The following is a 22,261-nucleotide window of genomic DNA, read 5'->3' as shown; positions in this document are numbered from 1 at the left end:
TTTCATGACGGAGGTGATTGTGTCCATGACGGCAGCTGAGAAAAATCATGTCGACTGGCTGGTCGAACAATCGATGCTCAATGCTGCGAGGAAGCGCGCCAAGCTCTACTCGGGCCAGGGCCGAATGTGGCAGCAGCCCTATGCGCATACTCGGCCTCGCGACGCCTCGGCATTGGCTTCGGTGTGGTTCACCGCGTATCCGGCCTCCATCGTTACCCGCGAAAATGGCACTGTGCTTGAAGCGCTGGGGGATGAAACCTTATGGCATGCGCTGTCGAGAATCGGTATCCAGGGCATCCACAATGGCCCTTTGAAAAGGTCCGGTGGCCTTTCGGGCACTGACTACACACCAACGATCGATGGCAATTTTGACCGCATCAGTTTCGAGCTCGACCCGCAATTGGGCACCGAGGCGCAGCTGCAAGCGTTGACCCGAATGGCCGCCGCGCACAATGCGGTCGTCATCGAGGATGTCATCCCGTCTCATACCGGCAAAGGCGCGGATTTTCGTTTGGCCGAGATGGCGTATGAAGATTATCCGGGGCTTTACCACATGGTGGAAATCCGCGAGGAGGATTGGCCGCTGCTGCCCGACATTGCCGAGGGCCGTGATGCGCAGAACCTCACCCCGCAGCAGGTCGACGTTCTGCGGGACAAGCATTACATCGTCGGACAGTTGCAGCGAGTGATCTTCTTCGAACCAGGCGTCAAGGAAACCGACTGGAGTGCGACACCGGTGGTGATGGGCGTTGACGGCAAGCCGCGTCGTTGGGTCTACCTGCATTACTTCAAGGAAGGGCAACCTTCGCTGAACTGGCTGGACCCGACCTTTGCCGCTCAACAGATGATCATCGGGGACGCACTGCATGCCATCGACGTCTCGGGGGCGAAAATCCTGCGTCTGGACGCCAACGGCTTCCTTGGCGTAGAGCGCAAGCTCGAGGGTACCGCCTGGTCCGAAAGCCATCCGCTATCGATCACCGCAAACCAGTTGCTCGCTGGAGCGATTCGCAAGGCCGGCGGCTTCAGTTTCCAGGAGCTGAACCTGACCGTAGACGATATCGCCGCCATGTCCCACGGAGGGGCGGATCTCTCCTACGACTTCATCACCCGACCCGCCTACCAGCATGCCTTGCTGATGGGCGATGCCGAATTCCTGCGCTTGATGCTGCGCCAGATGCACACCCTCGGCATCGATCCGGGCTCGCTGATCCATGCGTTGCAGAATCATGATGAGTTGACCCTGGAGTTGGTGCATTTCTGGACCCTGCACGCCCACGATACTTACCTCTATCAGGGGCAGACCTTTCCCGGCAGCATCCTGCGCGAGCACATCCGCGAGCAGATGTACGAGCGCCTCACTGGCGAGCATGCGCCCTACAATCTGAAATTCGTCACCAACGGCGTGTCCTGCACCACCGCGAGCATCATCACGGCGGCATTGGGGATTCGCGATCTCGAAACCATTACGACGGCAGATATCCAGCAGATTCGCCAGGTTCATCTGCTGTTGGTGATGTACAACGCGATGCAACCCGGCGTCTTCGCATTGTCTGGCTGGGACCTGGTCGGCGCGTTGCCGTTGCCGGCCGAACAGGTCGAGCATCTGATGGGCGACGGCGACACACGCTGGATTCATCGCGGTGCCTACGATCTGGTGGACCTCAACCCAGAGGCGGCATTGTCGGCCGGCCAGATGCCGCGTCCGAAGACCCTGTACGGCAGCTTGCCAAGCCAGTTGAAAGACCCGGATTCGTTCGTCTCGCAGTTGCGCAAGATCCTCGCTGCGCGCCGTGCCTATGACATCGCCGCCAGTCGCCAGATACTGATTCCGGACGTCGAGCATCCGGGGCTGCTGATCATGGTTCACGAATTGCCGGCCGGCAAAGGTACGCAAATCACCGCGCTGAACTTCGGTTCGACGCCGATCACTGAAACCCTGCACCTGCCCAATATCGCACCGGGGCCGGTGGTCGACATCATCAATGAGCGGGTCGAAGGTGATCTCACGCCTGAGGGCGAATTCACCATCACGCTGGATGCGTTCGAGGGGTTGGCGTTGCGGGTGGTGAGTACCTCACCCATGATCTAGGGCTAGGGAGATCGAGGTGGTTGATCGCTCAATCATCCACCCATGTCATAAGTTCTGGTCAGGCTTTGTCTATGCTCTGCTCCGTCACCCATGGGGAAGAGCTGGCCTGGATAACCTGCAACCTTGAGGCATTCGCTACGCTGATCGGAGCTGAGCTTCGATCGCTTCCTTGTCGATGACCGACCAGACCTCGCGGATCCTGCCGTCCTCGAACGCGTAGAAGACGTTTTCGGCGAAGGAGATGGGTGTCCCATTCACCGCCAGGCCCAGGAACTCCCCAACCGGCGTGCAATTGAAGGCCAGGCGGGCTGCCAACTTCGGTGGGTCGATCACCAGGAATTCAATGGCGAAGCGCAAGTCGGGGATCGCCCGATAATCCGCTTCCAGCATGCTTCGATAGCCGTGCAACCCCAATGGTCTCGCGTTGTGAACCACATCTGGGTGCACAAAATGGCCTAGGTTTTCCCAGTCCTGTGCATTCAGGCAGGCGATGTAGTCGCTATAAAGATCTGCGAGGTTAGAGGTCATGGGGGTGATTCTCCTCTGCATGTCTGTTCCCGTCTTTGCGATCCTAGGCCCTATTGTCACGTCTCATCAAGGCAGTGGGCAGAACGGAAAGTCACTGGCGCAGGCATTGACAGCGGTCATCACGTCGCTGAGGAGCCGTCGGCACGGGAGGCCTTTTTCTCCGAGCGATGAGCGTTGCCACCAGGCTGGCGAAAAACTCAATTCACGGACAACGGAAAAAGGCCCGCATGCGCGGGCCTCGTGTTGCCAATTGCATTTATTGCGCAGCTTTTTCGATCAGGTTTGCCACCACTTTCGGGTTGGAAACCATCACGACATGGGAGGCGCCTTTGACCACGACGGTCTGCTTGGAATGTGCACGCTCGGCCATGAACGCCATGGCCTGAGGGGGAATGTTCTTATCCTTGTCGCCGTATACGAACCAGGACGGAATGGTTTTCCAGGCAGGATCCGTGGCGGCTTCGTTCAGCGCGGCGACGGTGATGGGGCGTTGGCCGGCCGCCATCAGGCGAGCTTCAGCCTCAGGCACATCGGCTGCGAACTGGTCGTGGAATTTATCCTGCTGGATGTAGAGATCCTTGCCGCCATCGGCCAGTTCGACCGGGGTCGACAAGGCCGAGGCCAGGGTGCCCCCCGGGAATCGTCCAGACAATTCTGCCGCAGTCTCGCCAGTTTCCGGAGTGAAAGCCGCGACATACACCAGGCCTTTCACGTTCTGATTGCCATACGCCGCCTCGCTGATCACCGCACCGCCATAGGAGTGGCCGACCAGTACTACCGGAGTCTTGATGCTCTTGACAATGCTTGCCACCGATTGTGCATCACTGCTGACGCCGCGCAGCGGGTTCGCCGCCGCAATGACCGGATAGCCGTCTTTTTCCAGAATCTTGACTACGCCGTTCCAGCTCGACGAGTCGGCGAAAGCACCATGGACCAAGATCACCGTGGGTTTGACGTCAGCAGCGTTTGCTAAACCGGTGGCTGCGAGAGCGGTGGCGAGGGCCAGGCCAGAAAGAATCTTTTTCATGAGTGACTACCTGTAAGAGAAGAAAGGACGGTTGCAAAGTGCTTTTGATGAGCGATAAATACTTGTGCGCTAATCAGTTGCGATAAAGTTATCGCCTAAAATGTTTGCGCGCAAGATATTTTTGTAAAATAAATCGATATTGATGTAGGTGATTGTATTTAAATGAATTAATTGTAGATGGGTGGTGGGTTTCGATCGAATCCCCCGAACTACGAGGGAAAAGGGGAAAGGTGATCAACCCTCTGGAGCACACCGTTGCGGTGACTTCATCGGGTGTTTTGGTGCTGACGTTGCTTCCAGATGGGCTGGGAGGGGGCCGCGGCGCTTCGTCCATGGCCACACAGGCGTTGCGACGGTGATCGGAGAAAGAGGGTGCGCCCCTTGGCTGCCTGTTGTTCCAAGGCTGCTTACGTTCTGCCTTTTCGATGACCGACTACGAGGCTACGCGGTTTTTCCCCTCGCGCTTGGCCTTATACAGCGCGGCGTCCGCTGCTTGCAGCAATAAGGTTTGATCGGTCCCGCTACGCGTCGTCGAGGCCACGCCAAAGGATGCGGTAACGCTGAACGTCTGCATTCCATCCGTAGGGCTCATGCTTTCCAGCGAATCCCGGATGGATTCGGCTCGCAGGAGAGCGTCTTCAATGGAGCAATCCGGCAATATGATGATCAGCTCTTCTCCACCAAACCGGCAGGCGACATCGGTGGCTCTGATTGACTTCATGATCAAGGATGCCGTGCTTCGCAACACCGCGTCACCCGCAGAATGACCATGGATGTCGTTCAGTTTCTTGAAGTTGTCCAGGTCGAGCATGATGACGCTCAGGTCCACTGCGTCTCGAGTGGCTTTGGAGAGTTCGCGCTTGAGTGTTTCCTCCATGAAGCGCCGGTTGTACAGACCCGTCAGCGGGTCTTTGATCGACTGGACTTGCAGGACCTGGCGCATCCTGCCGTTCGCCAGTGCCAGCGCGGTTTGCTCCGCGGCGGCTTCCGCAAACTGGCGGCTGACTTCCTTATCGTCAGTTCCGCCAGCATGCTGGATATGCAAGAGTCCCAATGTTTCTCCATAGGCTATCAGCGGCAGGCACCAGTGAATGTCACCATCGTCGAACTCTGATTTTTCTGAGTAGTGGGCGCAGCGCAGCTCATGGCGATGTTCAACCACATGGGAATGGCCTCGACGTATGGCCCAACAGTCTTTGGGACCGATAAGGGCATCTGATTGAGCCTCGACGTGGCCCCAGCTTGCGGCCGGTTGCAAAGCATCAGCCGAATTGCGGTACAGGTACAGTGTTCCGCTACTGCCCTCCAGTAACTTTTGGCAATAAGTGCTGACCAGCTGGAGCGTTTCCTCTTGGCTCATCTCGGTCTGTAGCAGGCGAGCCATTTCTGCGAGCAAACCTATTTCTGCATTGCGCCGCTCAAGGTTTTTCAGGCTTTTGCTCAGTTGGGTGCTTGAAGAAAGCGCGCTAGCCGTCGATTCGGCTTGGCGTTTTATGGTCTGGCGCATGGACACGTAGATGAAACGGCCCAGCACAAGCGTAAGCAGGAAGCTTGCAATGGAAACGGCGACGGCCCAACGCAGGTTGGCGTTAAGCTGGTTGTCCAGAACAGCCACCTCCTCGATTTCTGCTTGAATCAGCTCGCTCCCCAGGTCGCGGACCTGGTCCATGAGGTGCTTGCCGTTACCCGTAGCGATTTCGGCCACCGTCGCTGCGGAACCTTGGGTGCCGCGCAGCTTGATCACCATGTCCAGGTGGTCCAGCTTCAGTGCGGACTTCTCGATGAAGTCCTCCACCTTGGCAATTTCAGCGGCCGAATCGTTTCGATAGTTTTCACGAAGCAGCTTGATCGCGTCGGGAAGCTGCGACGTGGCGATGTAATAAGGGCGAAGAAATGTCTCCATCCCCGTTAATGCATACCCGCGTTCGCCTGTCTCCGCATCCACGAGCAAACCTTGTACCGTGCGGATGCCGTCCAGCTGCTTTTCTACCAGGTTGCGGTCGTTACGCGTTTCGTTCGTCCAGAACAGGGTAAACGGACCTACTGCGGCCGTGACGGACATGACCAATGTGGCAGTAGCTGCTGCGAGGAGAAGTCTGGGTGTGCGATGGGGCATCGTCAGCTCCAATGGGATTCACATCTTATCGGCGAGTAAGGTTAATGGCGTAGGTGTATCACGCTAAAACCGTTAGACGGTCAAAAGATTGTATATCCGCTGATCAGAAACTTCGGCCCGCGCCGATTCAGGTGGTGTCGGCTACAGTTCCTTGTATCCGCAGGGAAGTATCACGACCGCCACGGAATATTGATCATGACGAAACGCCCTCCATTCCAATCGCTCGGCTGCGCCGAATGCCGCAACCATGAGGCGTTGGGGTTTGATTTCACCATGGCCTTCCAGCCTATTTTCAACGTCCGGACACACGCTGCGTTTGCTTATGAGGCGTTGGTCAGAGGCATCAATGGCGAATCGGCTGGCTACATCCTGGGGCTCGTGAACGACAGCAACCGCTACCGATTCGACCAGGCTTGCCGGGTGAAGGCCATCGAAGAAGCCGCAAGGCTGGGGCTGCTGGACATTCCCGATTGCTTGCTGAGCATCAATTTCCTGCCCAACGCCGTATACCGGCCAGAGACGTGTATCCGGGCCACCCTGGAAGCGGCGCGCCTGACCCATTTCCCGCCAGAAAGGCTCATGTTCGAAGTGACCGAAGGCGAGAAGGTGGTAGACCCTGAGCACCTCAAATCGATTTTCATGGAGTACGAGCGCCAGGGTTTCATTACCGCCGTCGACGATTTTGGCGCGGGCTATTCGGGCCTTAACCTGCTGGCCATGTTCCAGCCGCAGGTGCTGAAGATTGACATGGCACTGACCCGAAACATTGATCGGGACTCGGTCAAACAAGCGATCGTCGAAGGCATCATCCTGGTCGCCAGGCGCTTGGATATCCTGGTCATCGCCGAAGGTGTCGAGACCCGTGAAGAAAGCTCGACGCTGCTAGGCATGGGTATCGAACTGATGCAGGGATATTTGTATGCAAGGCCCGCGGTCGGTCATCTGCCGGCTGGATGCTTCGATGACGGTGTGCAGTAAAGTGTGCGGTAAAGGCGGGCTCGAATCCATAGGTTCGCTACGGCAGGCGTGCTTCACGATCCCATGCAGTTATCCAAGAAATCCGTGAGTATGTCTGTGGATAACCGCGCTGATGCCAAGTGGGCAGGGGGTTTGAACGGGCGCTCAAAAAATGTACAGGCAGGTTGGCATCACCTCCCGCCGTAGGCCATTGAGTTCAGGGCTGTCAGCGGAGGCAGGCGACTAGTAGCCCTCAATCGCTTGAGTCACGAAGTGGCCGGCCAGCGGTGATCTTCGCTGCGATCAAATACGAGCAGGCCCCGCGAAGTGCGGAGACTGTCCGAATGACTCGATCAGCAGCTCTGTGAGCATCCGTATCTTCCGTGCCGGATGCTGGCCTGGCGGACGGACCACGTATACACCTGCCGGGGGTGGTGGATACCGGGTCATGATCGGCACGAGCGCCCCTGAGTTCACATGTTCATAAGTCAGGCAATCCGGCAGGTACGCGATGCCGAGTCCCGCGGTTGCGGCCGCCACGAGCGCAATGCCGTTGTCCGCCTTGAAGCGGCCCTGCGGACGCACCGTGATGACCTTGTCACCCTCCATGAATTGCCACGCTTCGGTACCCTGCAGGAGAGCCTCATGGGCCATGAGCTCGTCCGGTGTCTCTGGTGCCCCATGGGCTTTTATGTAGCCTGGGCTCGCGACGAGCTTCGTGTAGATCGGGCCGATTTTCCTCGCGATCAAATTGGAATCGGGGAGGTACCCGACGCGTATCGCACAATCGAACCCCTCGGCAATGAGATCAACGAAGCGATCGCTGTAACAGGTCTGGATATGAAGCTCGGGGTGACGGTGTGCCATTTGCGCGAGCATGGGCGCGAAATGGGTAGGGCCAAAAGACAGCGGCGCCGCGACGCGTAAGCGACCACGAAGGGCGCCTGTCGGCAGGATCGTTTCTCTGGCTGCCTCGATTTCGGCGCAGACCCTGGCCGCGTAATCTCGGAACGTGGCCCCGGCTTCAGTGAGGGCGGCCCCGCGGGTGGTTCGTGCGAGCAACTGGATGCCAAGTTCCGCCTCAAGCCGGGCGAGCCTGCGGCTGACGATCGACTTGGATACCCCAAGGCGGAGCGCCGCAGGCGAAACGCCCCCTGCGTCAGCCACTTCCACGAATGTTTGCAGCTCTTCTATATCCAAGTCAGCGTTCCTCTTTGTGCGACACAGCTAGCCTCGTGTTGCGACTACTGCGTCGAAAATGGGAACAGCATAATCCTTGCTTCCGGGCAATGTCGCCAGTGGCGCAGGTTGCCTGGAAACCCAAATCCACTGACAACATCAGTAGACACTTCGTCAGGGCCATGCCCGTCTATCCAAGTGCGCGCTGGCTCTCTGGCACCGTGTATTACAACTGAGAACAGGACCAGACAATGACAAGCGAGACTATTCGCAACCCCCATACCGACCACCTCTTATCGCCTGAGAATTGCGCGCTGATCATCATCGATTATCAGCCGATCCAGGTCTCCTCGATTCGCTCGATGCCCCGTGACGAGCTCGTGTTCAACATCACGAGCGTTGCCAAGGCGGCCGTCAACTACAACCTTCCTGTCATTCATTCGACGGTCAACGTCGCGACCGGTCGCAACAAACCGCCGATCCAAGCGTTGCAGGACGTGCTCGGCCATCTGCCGACTTATGACCGCACCTCGATCAATAGCTGGGAGGACACTGAGTTCAAGCAGGCGGTCAAGGGCATCGGCCGTCGCAAGCTCATCATGACCGCGCTCTGGACCGAAGCCTGCCTGACGTTCCCAGTACTGGACGCGATCCAGGAAGGCTATGAGGTGTATGTGCCGGTCGATGCGGTCGGGGGCACGTCAGTCGCCGCGCACGAGGCCGCTCTTCGTCGAATCGAACAGGCGGGCGCGAAACTCATCAGCCGTGTGCAGATGTACTGCGAGCTCCAGCGCGACTGGGCACGGGAGTCGACTGTCCCGGGCTTTATGGGGGTCTTCGAAAACTTCGACGGTTTTAACGCCGAGAAGGCGCTCTAGCAGGCGCCCCTGGCACAACTCACAACGCTGCAGATGGGATGGGGGTGGGGCTTGCGAAAGCCGCCACCTTCAGACCGCGTAGAGTTTTTTAGGTTGGACATTCAATCCGGCTGAAATGGCGATGCGCTGAGCACCACGCCAGTTTCGTCGACGTACTGCTGCCAATGGCCAATCAAAGTGGCCAGTCTGTCTGGCTGACTCAGCGCCAGGTCATGGATCTCGCCCGGGTCCTGGCCCAAATCATACAGCTGCCAGGTCGCCGGTCCCACGGGACCGGGGATGTACACGGCTTTCCACTGGCCCTGGCGAATCGCGCGGCGGCCAAACAGCTCCCAGCCGGTGACCGTGTGTTCGTCGTGCACCTCGCAGGTCTCGCCCGACAGGAAGCCCAGCCACGATTTGCCGCGCAATGACGCCACGGGATTGCCGCGCCACTGTGTGCCGGGATGGCGTACGCCGGCCAGGTCCAGAATGGTCGGTGTAATGTCCATCACTGTGCCGAACCCATGGCTGATGCGCCCCTTGAGCGACAGCTGGGGGTAATGCACCAGCGCCGGCACACGAATCCCACCCTCGGTGGTAAATGCCTTGAACAAGCGCGACGGCGCCGTTGCCACCTGGGCCCACGACGGCCCGTACCAGACGTAGGAGTTGGCGCGGCCGATGTTGTCCAGGCTGTTGTCGTAATGCTGGTTGAGGTAGGTCAGCAACTGCGGCCCGAACTTGGGGAAGGCCTCCAGCAGCGCACCTTCGGCACCGTTGTCGGACATGAACACAATGAACGTATTGTCCAATTGCCCTTGCTGGCGCAGGTACTCCACCACCCGACCGATGTTCCAGTCCATGCGCTCGACCATCGCCGCATACACTTCCATGGCACGGGCCGACACCTGGCGCTGCTCGTCGGTCAGGGCGGCCCACTGGGTGTTCAATTCGATCAGCGGGTGGGGCTCGACATCGGCATCGATCAACCCCAGGGCCTTGAGTTTTGCCAGGCGCTCCAGGCGCAATACTTCGGGGCCGGCGTCGTAGCGGCCACGGTATTTTTCAACGATGTCGGCGGGTGCCTGTAACGGCCAATGCGGTGCGGAAAACGGCAGGTAGGCAAAGAATGGCCGGGCCTGGTCGCGCTCCTTGAGGTACTGCAATAGCTTGTCGCCAAAGGCATCGGAGGAATAGAAGTCCTTGGGCAGTTGCTCGACGAAGGTATCGTCCTCGATATACAGCGCCGGCGTGGATTTGAGCAGGCCCGGCGTGTGCTCGTCATAGGTCGGTTCGAAACCGTAGTGGTTGGCCGCCCCTGGCAACAACGAGAACGAACGCTCGAAACCACGAGCGTGAGGCGCCAGTTCGGCGGTCAGGCCCAGGTGCCATTTGCCGCTCATCAGCGTCTGGTAACCGGCTTCGCGCAGCAGCTCTGGAAGCGCCACCACCTTATCGTTCAGGTAGCCTTCGTAGCCGGGCTTGCCGATCAGCTCGGGGGTGAGGGCCTCGGCCATAGTGCCGATGCCGGCGATATGGTGGTCGGTGCCGGTGAGCAGCATCGAGCGCGTTGGCGAACAGGTGGGCGCGGTGTGGAAATCGGTCAAACGCAGGCCATTCAGCGCCAGGGCGTCCAGGTGCGGCGTGGCAATTTCCCCACCAAACGCACCCAGGTCGGAGAAACCCATGTCATCGGCCAGGATCACTAGAAAATTGGGACGTTGCGGCATCAAGGTGCTCCTCGTTGGCAGGCAGTCTTTTTAGCAGGCGATAAAGGCCAGGGGCAGGTCGCGGATCTGTTCGCGCACCGGCGGCTGGTAATGGTCATCGCTGGTCAACTCGTGCAGCAGCTCTTCACGCAACTGGTGGAATTCGAAGCTGCTGCGTTGGCGTGGATGGGGCAGGGCAACGTCGACGACTTGCTTGATTCGCCCAGGCCTCGGCTCCATCACCACCACGCGGTCGGCGAGAAAAATCGCTTCTTCCACATCGTGGGTCACCAGCACTGTAGTGATCTTGGCGCGGTCACGAATCGCCAGGAGTTCGTCCTGCATCTGTTGGCGGGTCAGGGCGTCGAGGGCACCGAAGGGTTCGTCCAGCAGCAGGATGCGCGGGCTGGCCACCAGGCCCCGGGCAATCGCCACCCGTTGCGCCATGCCGCCGGATAACTGGTGAGGATAGGCACGGGTGAAGTCGCTGAGGCCCACCAGCTCGATAAAATCGCTGATACGCCGGTTACGTTCAGCCTGGCCGATGGGCTCGTTGACCAGCCCCAGGTCGATATTCTCCGCGACGGTCAGCCAAGGAAACAAACGGTGCTCCTGGAACACGATGCCGCGCTCGCCACCGATGCCACTGACCGTTTGGCCGTCGACGCGAATCTCGCCGCTAAACTGGGTGTCGAGCCCCACCAGCAGGCGCAACAGGGTGGATTTGCCGCAGCCGCTGGAGCCGACGATCGCGACGAATTCGCCTTCGGCAATGTCCAGGTTGAATTCACGAATGGCCTCCAACTCGAAGCCGTCGACATCGAAGGACTTGCCCACATGGTTGAAGCTGACAATCGGTGCGTTCATGCGTGTCTCCAGCGGGTAGCACGGGTTTCGATGCGTTGGCCGATCAAGTTGAGGGCTGCGCCGGTGAGGCCGACCAGGAGCATGCCGCTCATGATCAGGTCCATGCGCAGCAGTTGTTGGGCGCCGATCATCAGGCTGCCGATACCGCCGTTGGACGGCATGAAATATTCCGCACCGATGGTGCCTAGCCAGGCGTAGATCAGGCTCAGGCGCAGGCCGGCGAAAATCCCCGCGGCAGCGCCTGGCAAGATCAGACGGCGCAGCCGCTGGGGCAGGCTCAGGCGCAGCACTTGAGCGGCCTCGCTGAGCTGTGGCGAGAGGTTCAGCACGCTGCGTTGGGTGGCGATGAGCAGCGGGAAAAACGCCGCGAGGGCGATGAACACCCACTTGGCCAATTCACCCAGACCAAACCAGGCGGTGAGCAGCGGTACCCAGGCGAAAATCGCGATCTGACGCAGGGCTGCCAGGGTCGGTCCCAGCACCCGTTCGCTGCGCCGCGACAGCCCAAGCCACAGGCCCATGGCAAAGCCCAGGCCGCCGCCGAGCAGCAACCCGCCCAGGGTGCGTTTCAGGCTTGTGCCCAAGGCGCCGCTCAGGCTGCCGTCCAGTGCGCCGGCGACGGTGGTGTGCAGCACGAGCCAGGGGCTGACCAGAATGTTTGCGTCTACCCAAGCCTGTTGCGTCGCCACCTGCCACAGACTCAACAGCAGCAGGGGCAGCAGCCACGGTTGCAGGCGCTGCCAGCCTTGATAGCGCGGGCCGCGTCGAATCTGCGCGGTGGCCGGGTGCGGCCAGTGCACCCATTTGTGGTCCAGCCAGCCAATGCCGCGATCCATCACCACGCCGAGTACGCCGATGATCACGATGCACACGAAGACGATATCGAGCATGAACAGTTGGCGCGCCCAGACCATCAGGTAGCCGATGCCTTCGCTGGAGGCCAGCAACTCCACCGCCAGCAATGAGGTCCAGCCGGCCGCCAGGGCCAGGCGTACGCCGGCCATGAATGCCGGCAGTGCGGCGGGCAGGATCAGGCGGCGGATCAACAGGTGGGTGGGCAGGCGCAGTACGCGGGCGGCTTCACGTAAATGGGGCTGGGCGTCGCGTACGCCCACCAGGGTATGCAGGGTCACGGGCACCACGATCGCCTTCACCAGCACCACCAGTTTCAGGGTCTCGCCGATGCCGAAAAACACCATGAACAACGGGATCCAGGCCAGCGTCGGCACTTGCGACAACGCGCTGAACGTCGGAAACACCAGGCGCTCGGCGCGCGCACTGAAGCCGAGTAGTGCCCCCAGCAACGCCCCACTGCCAATGCCCGCCAGCAGCCCCCAGAACAGGCGTTGCAAGCTGATTGCCAGATGGCTCCACAGCTCGCCGCCGGCCAGTTCCACCGCGCTGCTCCATACCAGCGACGGCGGTGGCAGAATCTGTTCGCTCATCCAGTGATGGCGGCTGCCCAGCCACCACAGCGCGAAAAGCGCCAAAGGCAGCAGCCATGGCAGCAGGCGTTCATTGATTACCGGCCAGTGCGGCTTGGCGCTGGGGGCCGCGAGCGGTAGGCTCAAAAGTGAGATTCGGGCCATGGAAGACCTCCGTTGTCGCCAATGGCGTTATGTGATTTTGATCTTATAAAAATGCAATCAAGATGATTGAGGGATAAGAAAAATCATTTAAAGCCTCTGCCCTGCACGCATCCAATGCATTCGAAGAATATTTTCGATGCTGTTCATGCATAGTCCTCTGGGGCCAGCGTTTTAACTTGCATAGATCTAAAAGCTATTAAAGTGTGAATTTATAGTATTTAAAGTTTTGCTCTGCGTGTGCCTACTTTCAGCTCCCCAGGCGACCCTCGCCCACAAGGAGCTGCGCTTATGAAATTGCCTTTTAAACGTCTGATCACTCTGTTCGCGGGCACTGCGTTGGCCGGGCTGGTGCATGCTGCCGAACTCAAGGAAATCCGCATTGCCGTGCCCGACCTCAGTGCCGGCAGCCAGCACAGTGGCGGTGGCATAACGGATGTGTTGCGCGAGCAGCAGATCTTCGAGAAAGCCTTTGCCGACCAGGGCATCAAGATTCAGTGGAATTACTTCAAGGGCGCGGGCCCGGTGATCAACGAAGCCTTCGCCAATGGCCAGGTGGACCTGGCCTACCTGGGCGATCTGGCCGCGATCATCGGTCGCTCCAATGGCCTGGATACCCGTCTGCTCAGTGCCACCGCACGGGACATCAAGCAGTACCTCGGCGTGGTGCCGGGCTCGGGTATCAAGACCTTGCAGGACCTCAAGGGCAAGCGTGTCGCAGTGTTTCGCGGCACGGCCAGCCAGTTGTCGTTCGACGCCGCGTTGGCCAGTCAGGGCTTGAGTGAAAAGGATCTGAAAATCATCAACCTGGATTACAACGCAGCCGGTGCCGCCTTGGCCGCCAAGCAGATTGACGCCACCTGGGGCGGCTCGAACTTGACCGCATTGCAAGCCAAGGGGCTGGCGGAAATAGCGTTGACCACCAAGGACCTCGGTGGCGCCGGCAGCGTGCAGGCGGTGCTGGTGGGCAGCAAACAGTTCGTCGACGAGCACCCCGACGCGGTGGCCAAGCTGCTCAAGGCCCAGCAGCAAGCGGTGCAATGGCTGACCGATGACAACAACAAGCAGGCCTACATCCAACTGGTGTCGGGGCGGGCCAGTTACCCACCGCTGATCCTGACCAATGACTTGAAAGACCAGACCCTCAGCGAGATCTTCCCGTCGACCCTGGACCCGGTGTTCCTGGGCAAATTACAGGGGGCGGTCGACCTGGCGTCGAAGGAAAAGCTGATTCGCAGGCCGTTCCAGGTGAGTGATTGGGTGGCGCCGAACCTGGCCTCGGCAGGGCTCTGAGTCTGGTGGTGTCCGGGGTGTCGCTTTCGCGAGCCAGCTCGCTCCCACATTCGACTACATTCATCCTGACGAAACGCGGTCGGAGGTGGGAGCGAGCTGGCTCGCGAAGAGGCCGGTCAGACCGCCACGCCGATGGCCTGCTGATCCACCTCCAGCAACGTCTCGATCATCGCCTTCGCCGCTGGCGACAAGCGTGAACCGGTGCGGCTGACGATGCCGCAGCGGGCGCTCAGGGTGTCCATGTTCTGTGGCAGGTTGCGCCAGTGCAGCAGCACCAGCGTGCCTTGGGCGATGTCGTCGGCGAAGGCTTCCTCGGTGCCCACGCCGATGGCATTGGACTGCAGCACGATCTTGACCAGCGCCGGGAAATGTTCGGTCTGGATGCTCGGTGAGAAATCCATGCGCCCGCTGAGGTTCGCCAGCAGTTTGCGAATGCCCTGGGAGATCAGCGGCGCCGCCAGTGGGTAATCGAACATGTCGTTGGTCGACAGGCTGTCCTTGGCCAACAGCGGGTGCCCAGGCCGGCAGAAGAACACCCCACGCTTGGGCGTCAGCGCGCGGGTCTGGAAATTCGGGTCGGTTTCGAACTGACGAATGTCGGCGATAAAAAATTCGATCTCTTCGCGGCTCAGGGCGCGGCTGAGTTTTTCCCAGTTATCCACCTGGAAACCAGTGCGGATTTTCGGGTGGGCGGTGATAAAGCGCGCCACGGCGTCGGGCACCAGCTTCACGGCGGGTGCCGGGCCACAGCCGAAGCGCAGGTCGCCGGCGTCGAGCTTGGTCATGCGTGTCACTTCACTGCTGAGCAAGGCTGCGCCATGCACCAGGGTCAGTGCGTGTTGTAGCACCACCTGCCCCTCGGGAGTAGGGCGCAGATCCTTGTGACCACGGTCCACCAGTACGCAGCCGAATTCCTGTTCCAGCCCCTGGATACTGCGGCTGAACGCTGGCTGGGTGATGCCCATGGCGTCGGCCGCGCGTACGAAACTGCGGTGTTCGTTAAGGGCGATGAAATAGCGCAGTTGGCGAAGATCCATATGCTTTCCCTGCATTTTAAAAATAGGTCGAAGGCATTTGCGACCAAGGGAGCAGAGGTTTTAAATGCAAGCTCTTATTCCGTCAACGATGCATCCGTTAATTTGCTAGATCAAAATTGCATATTGATAGAGCGTTGCCGGGAAACGTTCCCACCATCAGCAGGCACATGAGGGTCACCACAATGAGCAACGCCGCATTAGCTGTTCAACCCATTGCCCAGGCACTGGACATTCACCCGGTCGCTGGCCGCATCGGTGCCGAGATCCGGGGCATCAGATTGTCCGGTGACTTGGATGCCGCCACCGTCGAAGCCATCCAGCAGGCGCTGGTGCAGCACAAGGTGATCTTCTTCCGCGACCAGACCCACCTCGATGACCAGAGCCAGGAAGCCTTCGCCCATCTGCTCGGCGAGCCTATTGCCCACCCGACGGTGCCGGTACGCGACGGTACGCGGTTCCTGATGGAACTGGACGGTACGCGCGGCCAGCGCGCCAATTCCTGGCACACCGACGTGACCTTCGTCGACGCCTACCCAAAAGCCTCGGTGCTGCGTTCGGTGCTGGCGCCCAAGTCCGGTGGTGACACCGTGTGGGCCAACACCTCCAGTGCCTATAACGACCTCAGCGCGGAGTTGCGCGCATTGGCCGATACCCTGTGGGCGGTGCACAGCAACGAATACGACTACGCCGCGATCAAGCCGGATGTGTCAGTAGAGCGGCTCGAGGAATACCGCAAGGTGTTCACGTCTACGGTGTACGAAACCGAACACCCGGTGGTGCGCGTGCACCCGGTCAGCGGCGAGAAAACCCTGTTGCTGGGGCATTTCGTCAAACGCCTCAAAGGGTATTCGCAGGCGGATTCGACCCAACTGTTCAACCTGTTGCAAAGCCACGTCACGCGTCTGGAAAACACCGTGCGCTGGCGCTGGAGGAGCGGTGACGTGGCGATCTGGGACAACCGCGCCACTCAACATTACGCCGTGGACGACTACGGTACCCAGGAGCGTATCGTGCGCCGGGTCACCCTCAAGGGCGATGTGCCGGTGGGCGTGCAAGGGCAGTCGAGCAAGACCACCAAGGGTCTCTAAGCCGGCGCAGACTCGACTGTGTGGGCAATGTGGCCTTCGCCACAGGAGTCTCACCCCATTGATTCGCGTCGTTTACCAAACGCCGATTTGCACCACTTTTTCCGCCTCCGGCTCACCATAACGAAACCGTTGGCCACGCAGATCGATCTCTGTGTGGCTGATGGTGGTGCGCCGCTTCAGCCCGCGCAGCCACTCGAACAGATACCCCAGATGGGTTTCGCGGACCTCGGCATAGGCCGGGTCGCTGCCCAGGTCGTGCAGTTCCTGCGGGTCGTTTTCCAGGTCGAACAGCTGCGGACGAAAGCCGTCATAGGCCAAGTACTTCCAGCGTTCGCTGCGCACCATGGTCATGCGGCAACGGTCGATGGGTTGTGCCAGGCGCTCGCGGGCCGGGGCCTGGAAGGCGTAGTCGTATTCGGCGATGGCGTAGCGGCGCCAAGTGATGTCTTGAGCGTGCAGCAGCGGGATCAGCGAACGGCCTTCCAGGCGGTGGTCGGCAGCGGGCAGGCCCAAGGCGTCGAGGAAAGTCGGCAGGGCGTCGATGGTTTCGACCAGGCGTGCGTCCACCGTGCCACGGCTGATATCGGCAGCGGCCCGCGGGTCACGCACGATCAGCGGCACGCCCACCGCAGGCTCCAGCAAAAATTCTTTCTCGCCCAGGAAGTGGTCGCCGAGAAAGTCGCCATGGTCGCTGGTGAACACGATCAACGTGTCGTCCCAGCGGCCATTGCTTTGCAGAAAATCGAACAAGCGCCCGAGTTGATCGTCGATCTGTTTGATCAGCCCCATGTAGGTGGGAATCACCGTGAGCCGCACCTCGTCACGGGAAAAGTTCAGGCTCTCCTGATGCTGGCGGAACGCTTGATACACCGGGTGATCGCTGGTTTGTCCAGGCTGTATGGGCGCCTGGATATGCTCGGCGCCGTACAACGCGTGATAGGGCGCCGGGGCGATGTAGGGCCAGTGCGGCTTGATGTAGGACAGGTGCAGGCACCACGGTCGCTCGGCTTGTTCGTGGATAAAGTCGATGGCGCGGTCGGTGGTGTAGACGGTTTCCGAGTGCTGCTCGGCGACTCGCGCGGGTCGCCCGGCGTTGCGCATGTGCCAGCCGCTGAGCACCTCGCCGTTTTCACCTTCTGCCGCGTTCGCCCATTCGTGCCACGGGTTGGTGCCGCTGTAGCCCTGCTCGCGCAGGTAATGGGTATAGGGCGCGGACTCGCGTTTGTCGTCGAACAGCGGGCTGTCGGGGTAGATGCCATCGTGACGAAAGTAGGCGTCGAAACCGACTTCATTCAGCGGCTCGGCCTGCACGCTGTCGGGGTCGATATTCAGCCGCTGCAAGGCCTCCAGGTTGGGCGTGGCGTGGGTCTTGCCCACCAGCGCCGTGCGGATGCCGTGGGGGCGCAGGTAGTCGCCGATGGTCAGTTCTTCCAGGGGCAACGGCACCGCGTTCCACGCCACCTGATGGCTGCTGACGTAGCGCCCGGTATAGGCCGACATGCGCGAGGGGCCGCAGATGGTGCCCTGGGTATAGGCGCGGCTGAAACGCACACCAGTGGCGGCCAGGCGGTCGATGTTCGGTGTATGCAGATGGGCGTGACCGTAGCACGACAGGTAATCGCGGCGCAGTTGGTCGCACATGATGTACAGCACGTTGCGGACGGTTTGGGGGGCAGGCATAGGGCTTCACCAAGCGGAGGAGAGGTGAGGTTTTTCGCCGTTCGGAGGGTGGGCTGGCAAGTGCATTTGGGGACTGGGTTTGATGCAGTCAATGCATCGGTGTTGCTGCCGGCGCTTTCGCGAGCAAGCTCGCTCCCACATTTGTACGCATTCCAAATGTGGGAGCGAGCTTGCTCGCGAAAGCGCCGGTTCACACAGCGAGGTTCTCCAGTGCGCACACCTCCTTATCCAGCTCATCGATCTGCTTGATCTGCTCGATCATCGCCTCCGCCAACGGCGACAAGCGATACCCCGCACGGCTGACGATACCGTAGCGGGTGTAGCGCTCCTCCAGGTCTTCGGCCAGGCCATCGATCGTCAGGCACACCAAATCGCCGCGAGCCATGTGCAGCACATCACTGTTGGCGCTGACGATGCCGATGGCGTCGGAACGCAGCACCACGCCCATCAGGCTGTAGCCGTTCTCGCATTCGACGTTGGGCAGGTAATCGGGCCGCCCACTGAGGTCGACGATGACCTTGCGCAGGTTCGGCGGGCGGATGGTCACGGCCAGTGGGTAACTCATCAGTTGCGCGGCCGTCACGCTGGGTTGCTGTGCCAGCGGGTGGCCGGCGCGGCAGCAGAAATACCACTTGCGCGGCCGCAAGCGGTAGGTGTGGTAGTCCGGGTGGGCTTCAAAGTGGCGGGTGTCGGCGACGAAGAATTCGAATTCTTCGCTGAGCAGGCGCTTGCCCAGGCTTTGCCAGTCATCCACCTGGAACTGCACGCGGGCCTTGGGGTAGCGCCCGATAAAACTGCCAATGGCCCGTGGTATCAACCCCGCCGCCGGCGCCGGACCGCAACCGAAGCGCAATTCGCCGGCTTCCAGACCATTGAATTGGCTGATCTCGTTGGCCAGTTGCTGCGCGCCACTGACCAGCCGCCGGGCATGTTCGAGCATTACCTGGCCTTGTTTGGTGGGCGCCAGGTCTTTGCGGCCGCGATCCACCAGTTGGCATCCGGCGCTGTGCTCCAGGGCCTGGATGCTGCGACTGAACGCCGACTGCGACAGGTTCACCGTCAATGCCGCAGCGACAAAACTGCGTTGTTCGGCAAGGGCGATGAAGTGGCGGAGTTGGCGCAGATCGATATGCATTTTTCACATCAAAAATATCGGGGAAATGCATTGGCTATGCATTAGGTCGACTCCTTATAAAGGCTATCTCTTATGCAGTAAATGTTCGTAAAAACATAAATAAATAACCTTATGGAATATCTGATGATGGATATTTCCGGGTTCCGGAGCCGCTTATGAGTCTGTTGAAGCCCGCTGTACCTTGCTCTCCCTGGAAGCTCAAACGCCTGCCCCTGGCCATGTTGCTGGCCGGCAGTGCCAGTTGGACACCCAGCCACGCGGCCGAACCGGCACCCTCGGGTGAAAGCGCCAGCGGCCAACTGGAAACCGTCACGGTGACCGCCCGGCGGCGGACGGAAAGCGCCCAGGAGGTGCCCACGCCGATGAGTGTGATCGGCGGCCAGGCCCTGGAAAGCCAGCGGGTCTATCGGATTCAGGATTTGCAGCAACTGGTGCCCAGTGTCAACGTGGCCTACATGCACGCGCGGCAGTCCAGCGTGTCGATTCGCGGCCTGGGCAACAACCCGGCCAGCGACGGCCTGGAAGGCAGCGTGGGCTTGTATATCGACAACGTGTACCTTGGCCGGCCGGGGATGGCGGTGTTCGACCTCATGGACATCGAACAGCTCGAGGTGCTGCGTGGCCCCCAGGGCACGTTGTTCGGCAAGAACACCACGGCCGGCGTGATCAATATCAGCACCCGTGCGCCGAGTTTCACTCCGGAGCGCAGCATCGAAACGTCGCTGGGCGAGGACGGTTACTTCCAGACTAAGGGCACGATCTCCGGCCCGCTGACCGATGAACTGGCGGGGCGTTTCTCGGCCTATCGCACGCGCAGCGACGGCGACATCAAGAACGAATACGACGGCCATGACCTCAACGGCGGCTCGCGCCAGGGCTTTCGCGGGCAACTGCTGTACAAGCCCAACGAAGCGTTCAACCTGCGCTGGATCGGCGACTACAACGAAGAGGACTCCAGCGCCGGGACTCGCGTGCTGTACAGCACCGGGCCGACCATCAATGGCACCAACCTCTACCAGTCGCGGGCGGCCGCTGCGGGGGCAACCCTGGTCGACGGCACCCATCGCAAGGTCAACCTGGACAGCGACCAGCACGTCACCGTGTTCCAGGGCGGCACCTCCCTGGAAGCCAACTGGACGTTGCCCAGCGATTTCACCCTGACTTCGGTCAGTTCCTATCGCTTCTGGAATTTCACCCCGCGCAACGATGACGGCCTTAACGTGCCGGCATCGTATAACGGCGGCGTGTCGGTGGAAGACAAGCAGTGGTCCCAGGAATTTCGCCTGGCATCGCCCACCGGTGGCTTCTTCGACTACGTGCTGGGTGCCTACTACTTCGGCAACTCGCTGGACAACAAATCCTTCGTCTCCTACGGACCCCAGGCGGATATCTGGAACGGCACGCCTGCAGGCGCATTGGCCAACGTCAGCACCGTGGGTAACGGGCACATCCGCACCGACAGTTTCGCCCTGTTCGCCCAAGGCACCTGGCACCTTACCGAACGCCTGGATTTCACCGCAGGCTTGCGCGGTACTTATGAAGAAAAAAGCGCCTGGGTGACGCGTAACAGCCCAGTGGGCGGTGCGGCCGTCACGGGGGCTGCCGCGACGGCTCGACGTAACCGCACCGGCGCCTATGACTCCGGCGACCTCACGCAATACAGCGCCAGCCCTTCGGGCTTGCTCAACTTGAGCTACCGCTTGAACGACAACCTGCTGGGCTACGCGACCTTGTCCCACGGCGAGAAGTCCGGTGGGGTCAACCTCGTGGTCGGCTCCGCCCCGACTGCCGGGGCGGACTCGCTGCTGGTCGGCACCGAGCGCGCCAACAACGCCGAGCTGGGTTTCAAAAGCACATTGTGGGACCGGCGCCTGCAGCTCAATGCCAACCTGTTCTGGACCCAGGTCAACGGTTACCAGACCAACGCCTATGATCCGGACAATCGTGTGCAGTACCTGACCAACGCAGGTTCCGTGCGCTCGCGCGGTGTGGAAGTGGAAAGTACCTGGCTGCCGATCAAGGGCCTGACGCTGAACCTCAACGGCTCGTTCAACGATGTGCGTTACCTGAGCTACAAGGACGCGCCGTGCCCACCGGAAGTCAGTCTGCGCCCAGGGGCGCCGGCTTCCTGCGACCTGAGCGGGCACCAAGTGGTGGGGGCGTCGAAGTGGATCGCCAATGCCAACGGCGAGTACAAGTGGAACCTGGATAACGGTTTCGAACCCTACGTCACCGGCAGCTATGCCTTCCGCTCCAAGGCCGTGGGCACGGTGGAGGATTCCGACTACGGACAGATTCCTGCCTACGCCGTGGTCAACCTGTCCACCGGTTTGCGCGGCAACTATGAGCAGGGGCAGTGGGACGTGTCGCTGTGGCTGAAAAACGCCTTCGACAAAACCTATTACACCACCCTGTGGACCGGCGGTAACGGCGGCTACGAAGGCCTGCTGGGGAGCCCGCGCACGCTAGGGGTGACCGGACGCTATGACTTCTAGCCCATGGGATAGGTGGCCGGGTTCAACACCCGCGTCACCCGCAGCATCGTCAGCGCCGTCGCCTTGCCGCGAACCGTCCTGCCAAGCCATGCCTTTAATGAATATTTTGCATGCCTGAAAAAGCATCGAAAAACCTTGTTATGGCGCCAGGCCACGCGGGCCGCGGCTTTAGCGTATGCGTGAATTTCAATTATTCATTTTTGATCTATTTATAACTTCAAAGATTACTTTAAGGGATAAGCGTCTAGCCCCGATCATTTAGCCCTCGACGGCCTTCCATGCAGGCCTGTCGATTTCTGTTTCAAAAACCGTAGGGAGTGAATCAATGGGCAATGTCCAGGCCGCCGCCAGTGCACACGAGGCGCAATGGCGCCAGGCACCGGGTGGTGAGTTGGTCGACCTTGGCCGGCCGCACCGTGCGCCGTTGGGGCAGCTGCGCTTGCAGCGTTCCCCCAAGCGCTTTTCGAGTCGGCGCGAAGGGATTCTGCTGGGGTTGCTGGTATTGGCCCTGCACGGTGCGGTGATTTATTGGGTGAGTCAGAAGCCCACCCCGGTGCTGCCGATTGTGCCGCCGGAAATCCCACCGATGACCATCGAATTTTCCCAGCCCGC

The 22,261-nt window shown here is 60.3% G+C and carries 16 protein-coding genes and 1 pseudogene; 7 read left to right on the top strand and 10 right to left on the bottom strand.

Annotation, left to right across the window (positions count from 1 at the left end):
* Positions 1 to 25 precede the first annotated feature (25 nt).
* Positions 26 to 2,092 carry a maltose alpha-D-glucosyltransferase gene (gene treS, locus J4E53_RS02325; protein ID WP_103307855.1) on the top strand — a complete coding sequence of 689 codons (2,067 nt, stop codon included), beginning with the start codon at positions 26 to 28 and terminating at the stop codon, positions 2,090 to 2,092.
* A gap of 135 nt (positions 2,093 to 2,227) precedes the next feature.
* Here the strand turns inward: treS and J4E53_RS02320 are convergent, their stop codons facing one another.
* The 3 genes from J4E53_RS02320 to J4E53_RS02310 form a co-directional block, all read right to left on the bottom strand.
* Entirely contained in the window at positions 2,228 to 2,620 is a 393-nt protein-coding gene (locus J4E53_RS02320) for an ester cyclase (RefSeq protein ID WP_103307854.1), read from the bottom strand.
* A gap of 256 nt (positions 2,621 to 2,876) precedes the next feature.
* On the bottom strand, positions 2,877 to 3,647 hold the full coding sequence (locus tag J4E53_RS02315; protein WP_060742886.1) for an alpha/beta fold hydrolase: 771 nt from the start codon (positions 3,645 to 3,647) through the stop codon (positions 2,877 to 2,879).
* Between the two features lie 433 nt (positions 3,648 to 4,080).
* Positions 4,081 to 5,763 (bottom strand): diguanylate cyclase, encoded by a 1,683-nt coding sequence (locus J4E53_RS02310; protein WP_103307790.1) that lies wholly within the window; start codon positions 5,761 to 5,763, stop codon positions 4,081 to 4,083.
* 195 nt (positions 5,764 to 5,958) lie between these two features.
* Here J4E53_RS02310 and J4E53_RS02305 point away from each other — a divergent pair, with 195 nt between their 5' ends.
* Positions 5,959 to 6,741 carry an EAL domain-containing protein gene (locus J4E53_RS02305; protein ID WP_103307789.1) on the top strand — a complete coding sequence of 261 codons (783 nt, stop codon included), beginning with the start codon at positions 5,959 to 5,961 and terminating at the stop codon, positions 6,739 to 6,741.
* A 282-nt stretch (positions 6,742 to 7,023) separates the two neighbouring features.
* Here the strand turns inward: J4E53_RS02305 and J4E53_RS02300 are convergent, their stop codons facing one another.
* Positions 7,024 to 7,920: a LysR family transcriptional regulator gene (locus tag J4E53_RS02300; protein ID WP_060742883.1), complete on the bottom strand. Its 897-nt coding sequence runs from the start codon at positions 7,918 to 7,920 to the stop codon at positions 7,024 to 7,026.
* 230 nt (positions 7,921 to 8,150) lie between these two features.
* On the opposite strand from J4E53_RS02300, the gene J4E53_RS02295 reads away from it, so the two are divergent.
* A complete protein-coding gene (locus J4E53_RS02295; protein ID WP_060742882.1) occupies positions 8,151 to 8,777 on the top strand; it encodes a hydrolase in 627 nt (208 codons plus the stop codon).
* Between the two features lie 101 nt (positions 8,778 to 8,878).
* Here the strand turns inward: J4E53_RS02295 and J4E53_RS02290 are convergent, their stop codons facing one another.
* Genes J4E53_RS02290 through J4E53_RS02280 form a run of 3 tightly spaced genes read right to left on the bottom strand, consistent with a single transcriptional unit; the run spans position 8,879 to position 12,924 of the window.
* Positions 8,879 to 10,489, bottom strand: coding sequence for an arylsulfatase (locus tag J4E53_RS02290; RefSeq protein WP_103307788.1), 1,611 nt, complete (start codon positions 10,487 to 10,489; stop codon positions 8,879 to 8,881).
* 30 nt (positions 10,490 to 10,519) lie between these two features.
* Positions 10,520 to 11,335 (bottom strand): ABC transporter ATP-binding protein, encoded by an 816-nt coding sequence (locus tag J4E53_RS02285; protein WP_103307787.1) that lies wholly within the window; start codon positions 11,333 to 11,335, stop codon positions 10,520 to 10,522.
* Complete coding sequence (locus J4E53_RS02280; RefSeq protein WP_103307786.1) at positions 11,332 to 12,924, bottom strand: ABC transporter permease; 1,593 nt, start codon at positions 12,922 to 12,924, stop codon at positions 11,332 to 11,334. The genes J4E53_RS02285 and J4E53_RS02280 overlap by 4 nt, the downstream gene beginning before the upstream one ends.
* 288 nt (positions 12,925 to 13,212) lie before the next feature.
* On the opposite strand from J4E53_RS02280, the gene J4E53_RS02275 reads away from it, so the two are divergent.
* Entirely contained in the window at positions 13,213 to 14,214 is a 1,002-nt protein-coding gene (locus J4E53_RS02275) for an ABC transporter substrate-binding protein (protein ID WP_060742878.1), read from the top strand.
* 116 nt (positions 14,215 to 14,330) lie between these two features.
* Here the strand turns inward: J4E53_RS02275 and J4E53_RS02270 are convergent, their stop codons facing one another.
* Complete coding sequence (locus tag J4E53_RS02270) at positions 14,331 to 15,251, bottom strand: LysR family transcriptional regulator (RefSeq protein ID WP_060742877.1); 921 nt, start codon at positions 15,249 to 15,251, stop codon at positions 14,331 to 14,333.
* 182 nt (positions 15,252 to 15,433) lie between these two features.
* On the opposite strand from J4E53_RS02270, the gene J4E53_RS02265 reads away from it, so the two are divergent.
* Positions 15,434 to 16,339: a TauD/TfdA family dioxygenase gene (locus J4E53_RS02265; protein WP_060742876.1), complete on the top strand. Its 906-nt coding sequence runs from the start codon at positions 15,434 to 15,436 to the stop codon at positions 16,337 to 16,339.
* A gap of 72 nt (positions 16,340 to 16,411) precedes the next feature.
* Here the strand turns inward: J4E53_RS02265 and J4E53_RS02260 are convergent, their stop codons facing one another.
* Positions 16,412 to 18,019: an alkaline phosphatase family protein gene (locus tag J4E53_RS02260; protein ID WP_103307784.1), complete on the bottom strand. Its 1,608-nt coding sequence runs from the start codon at positions 18,017 to 18,019 to the stop codon at positions 16,412 to 16,414.
* Positions 18,020 to 18,209: 190 nt separating this feature from the next.
* Positions 18,210 to 19,154, bottom strand: a complete 945-nt coding sequence (locus J4E53_RS02255; RefSeq protein WP_103307783.1) for a LysR family transcriptional regulator — start codon at positions 19,152 to 19,154, stop codon at positions 18,210 to 18,212.
* 155 nt (positions 19,155 to 19,309) lie between these two features.
* On the opposite strand from J4E53_RS02255, the gene J4E53_RS02250 reads away from it, so the two are divergent.
* The gene (locus J4E53_RS02250; protein WP_060742873.1) at positions 19,310 to 21,649 is read left to right on the top strand and encodes a TonB-dependent receptor; all 2,340 of its coding nucleotides are present in this window, start codon (positions 19,310 to 19,312) and stop codon (positions 21,647 to 21,649) included.
* Positions 21,650 to 21,974: 325 nt separating this feature from the next.
* Positions 21,975 to 22,261: pseudogene (locus tag J4E53_RS02245) on the top strand (energy transducer TonB); the annotation flags it as partial.

The organism is Pseudomonas sp. FW305-28 (assembly GCF_017351395.1).
Lineage (GTDB): Bacteria > Pseudomonadota > Gammaproteobacteria > Pseudomonadales > Pseudomonadaceae > Aquipseudomonas > Aquipseudomonas fluorescens_AA.
The sequence above is the reverse complement of the archived record's forward strand: the minus strand, read 5'-3'. Positions and strand labels throughout refer to the sequence as shown.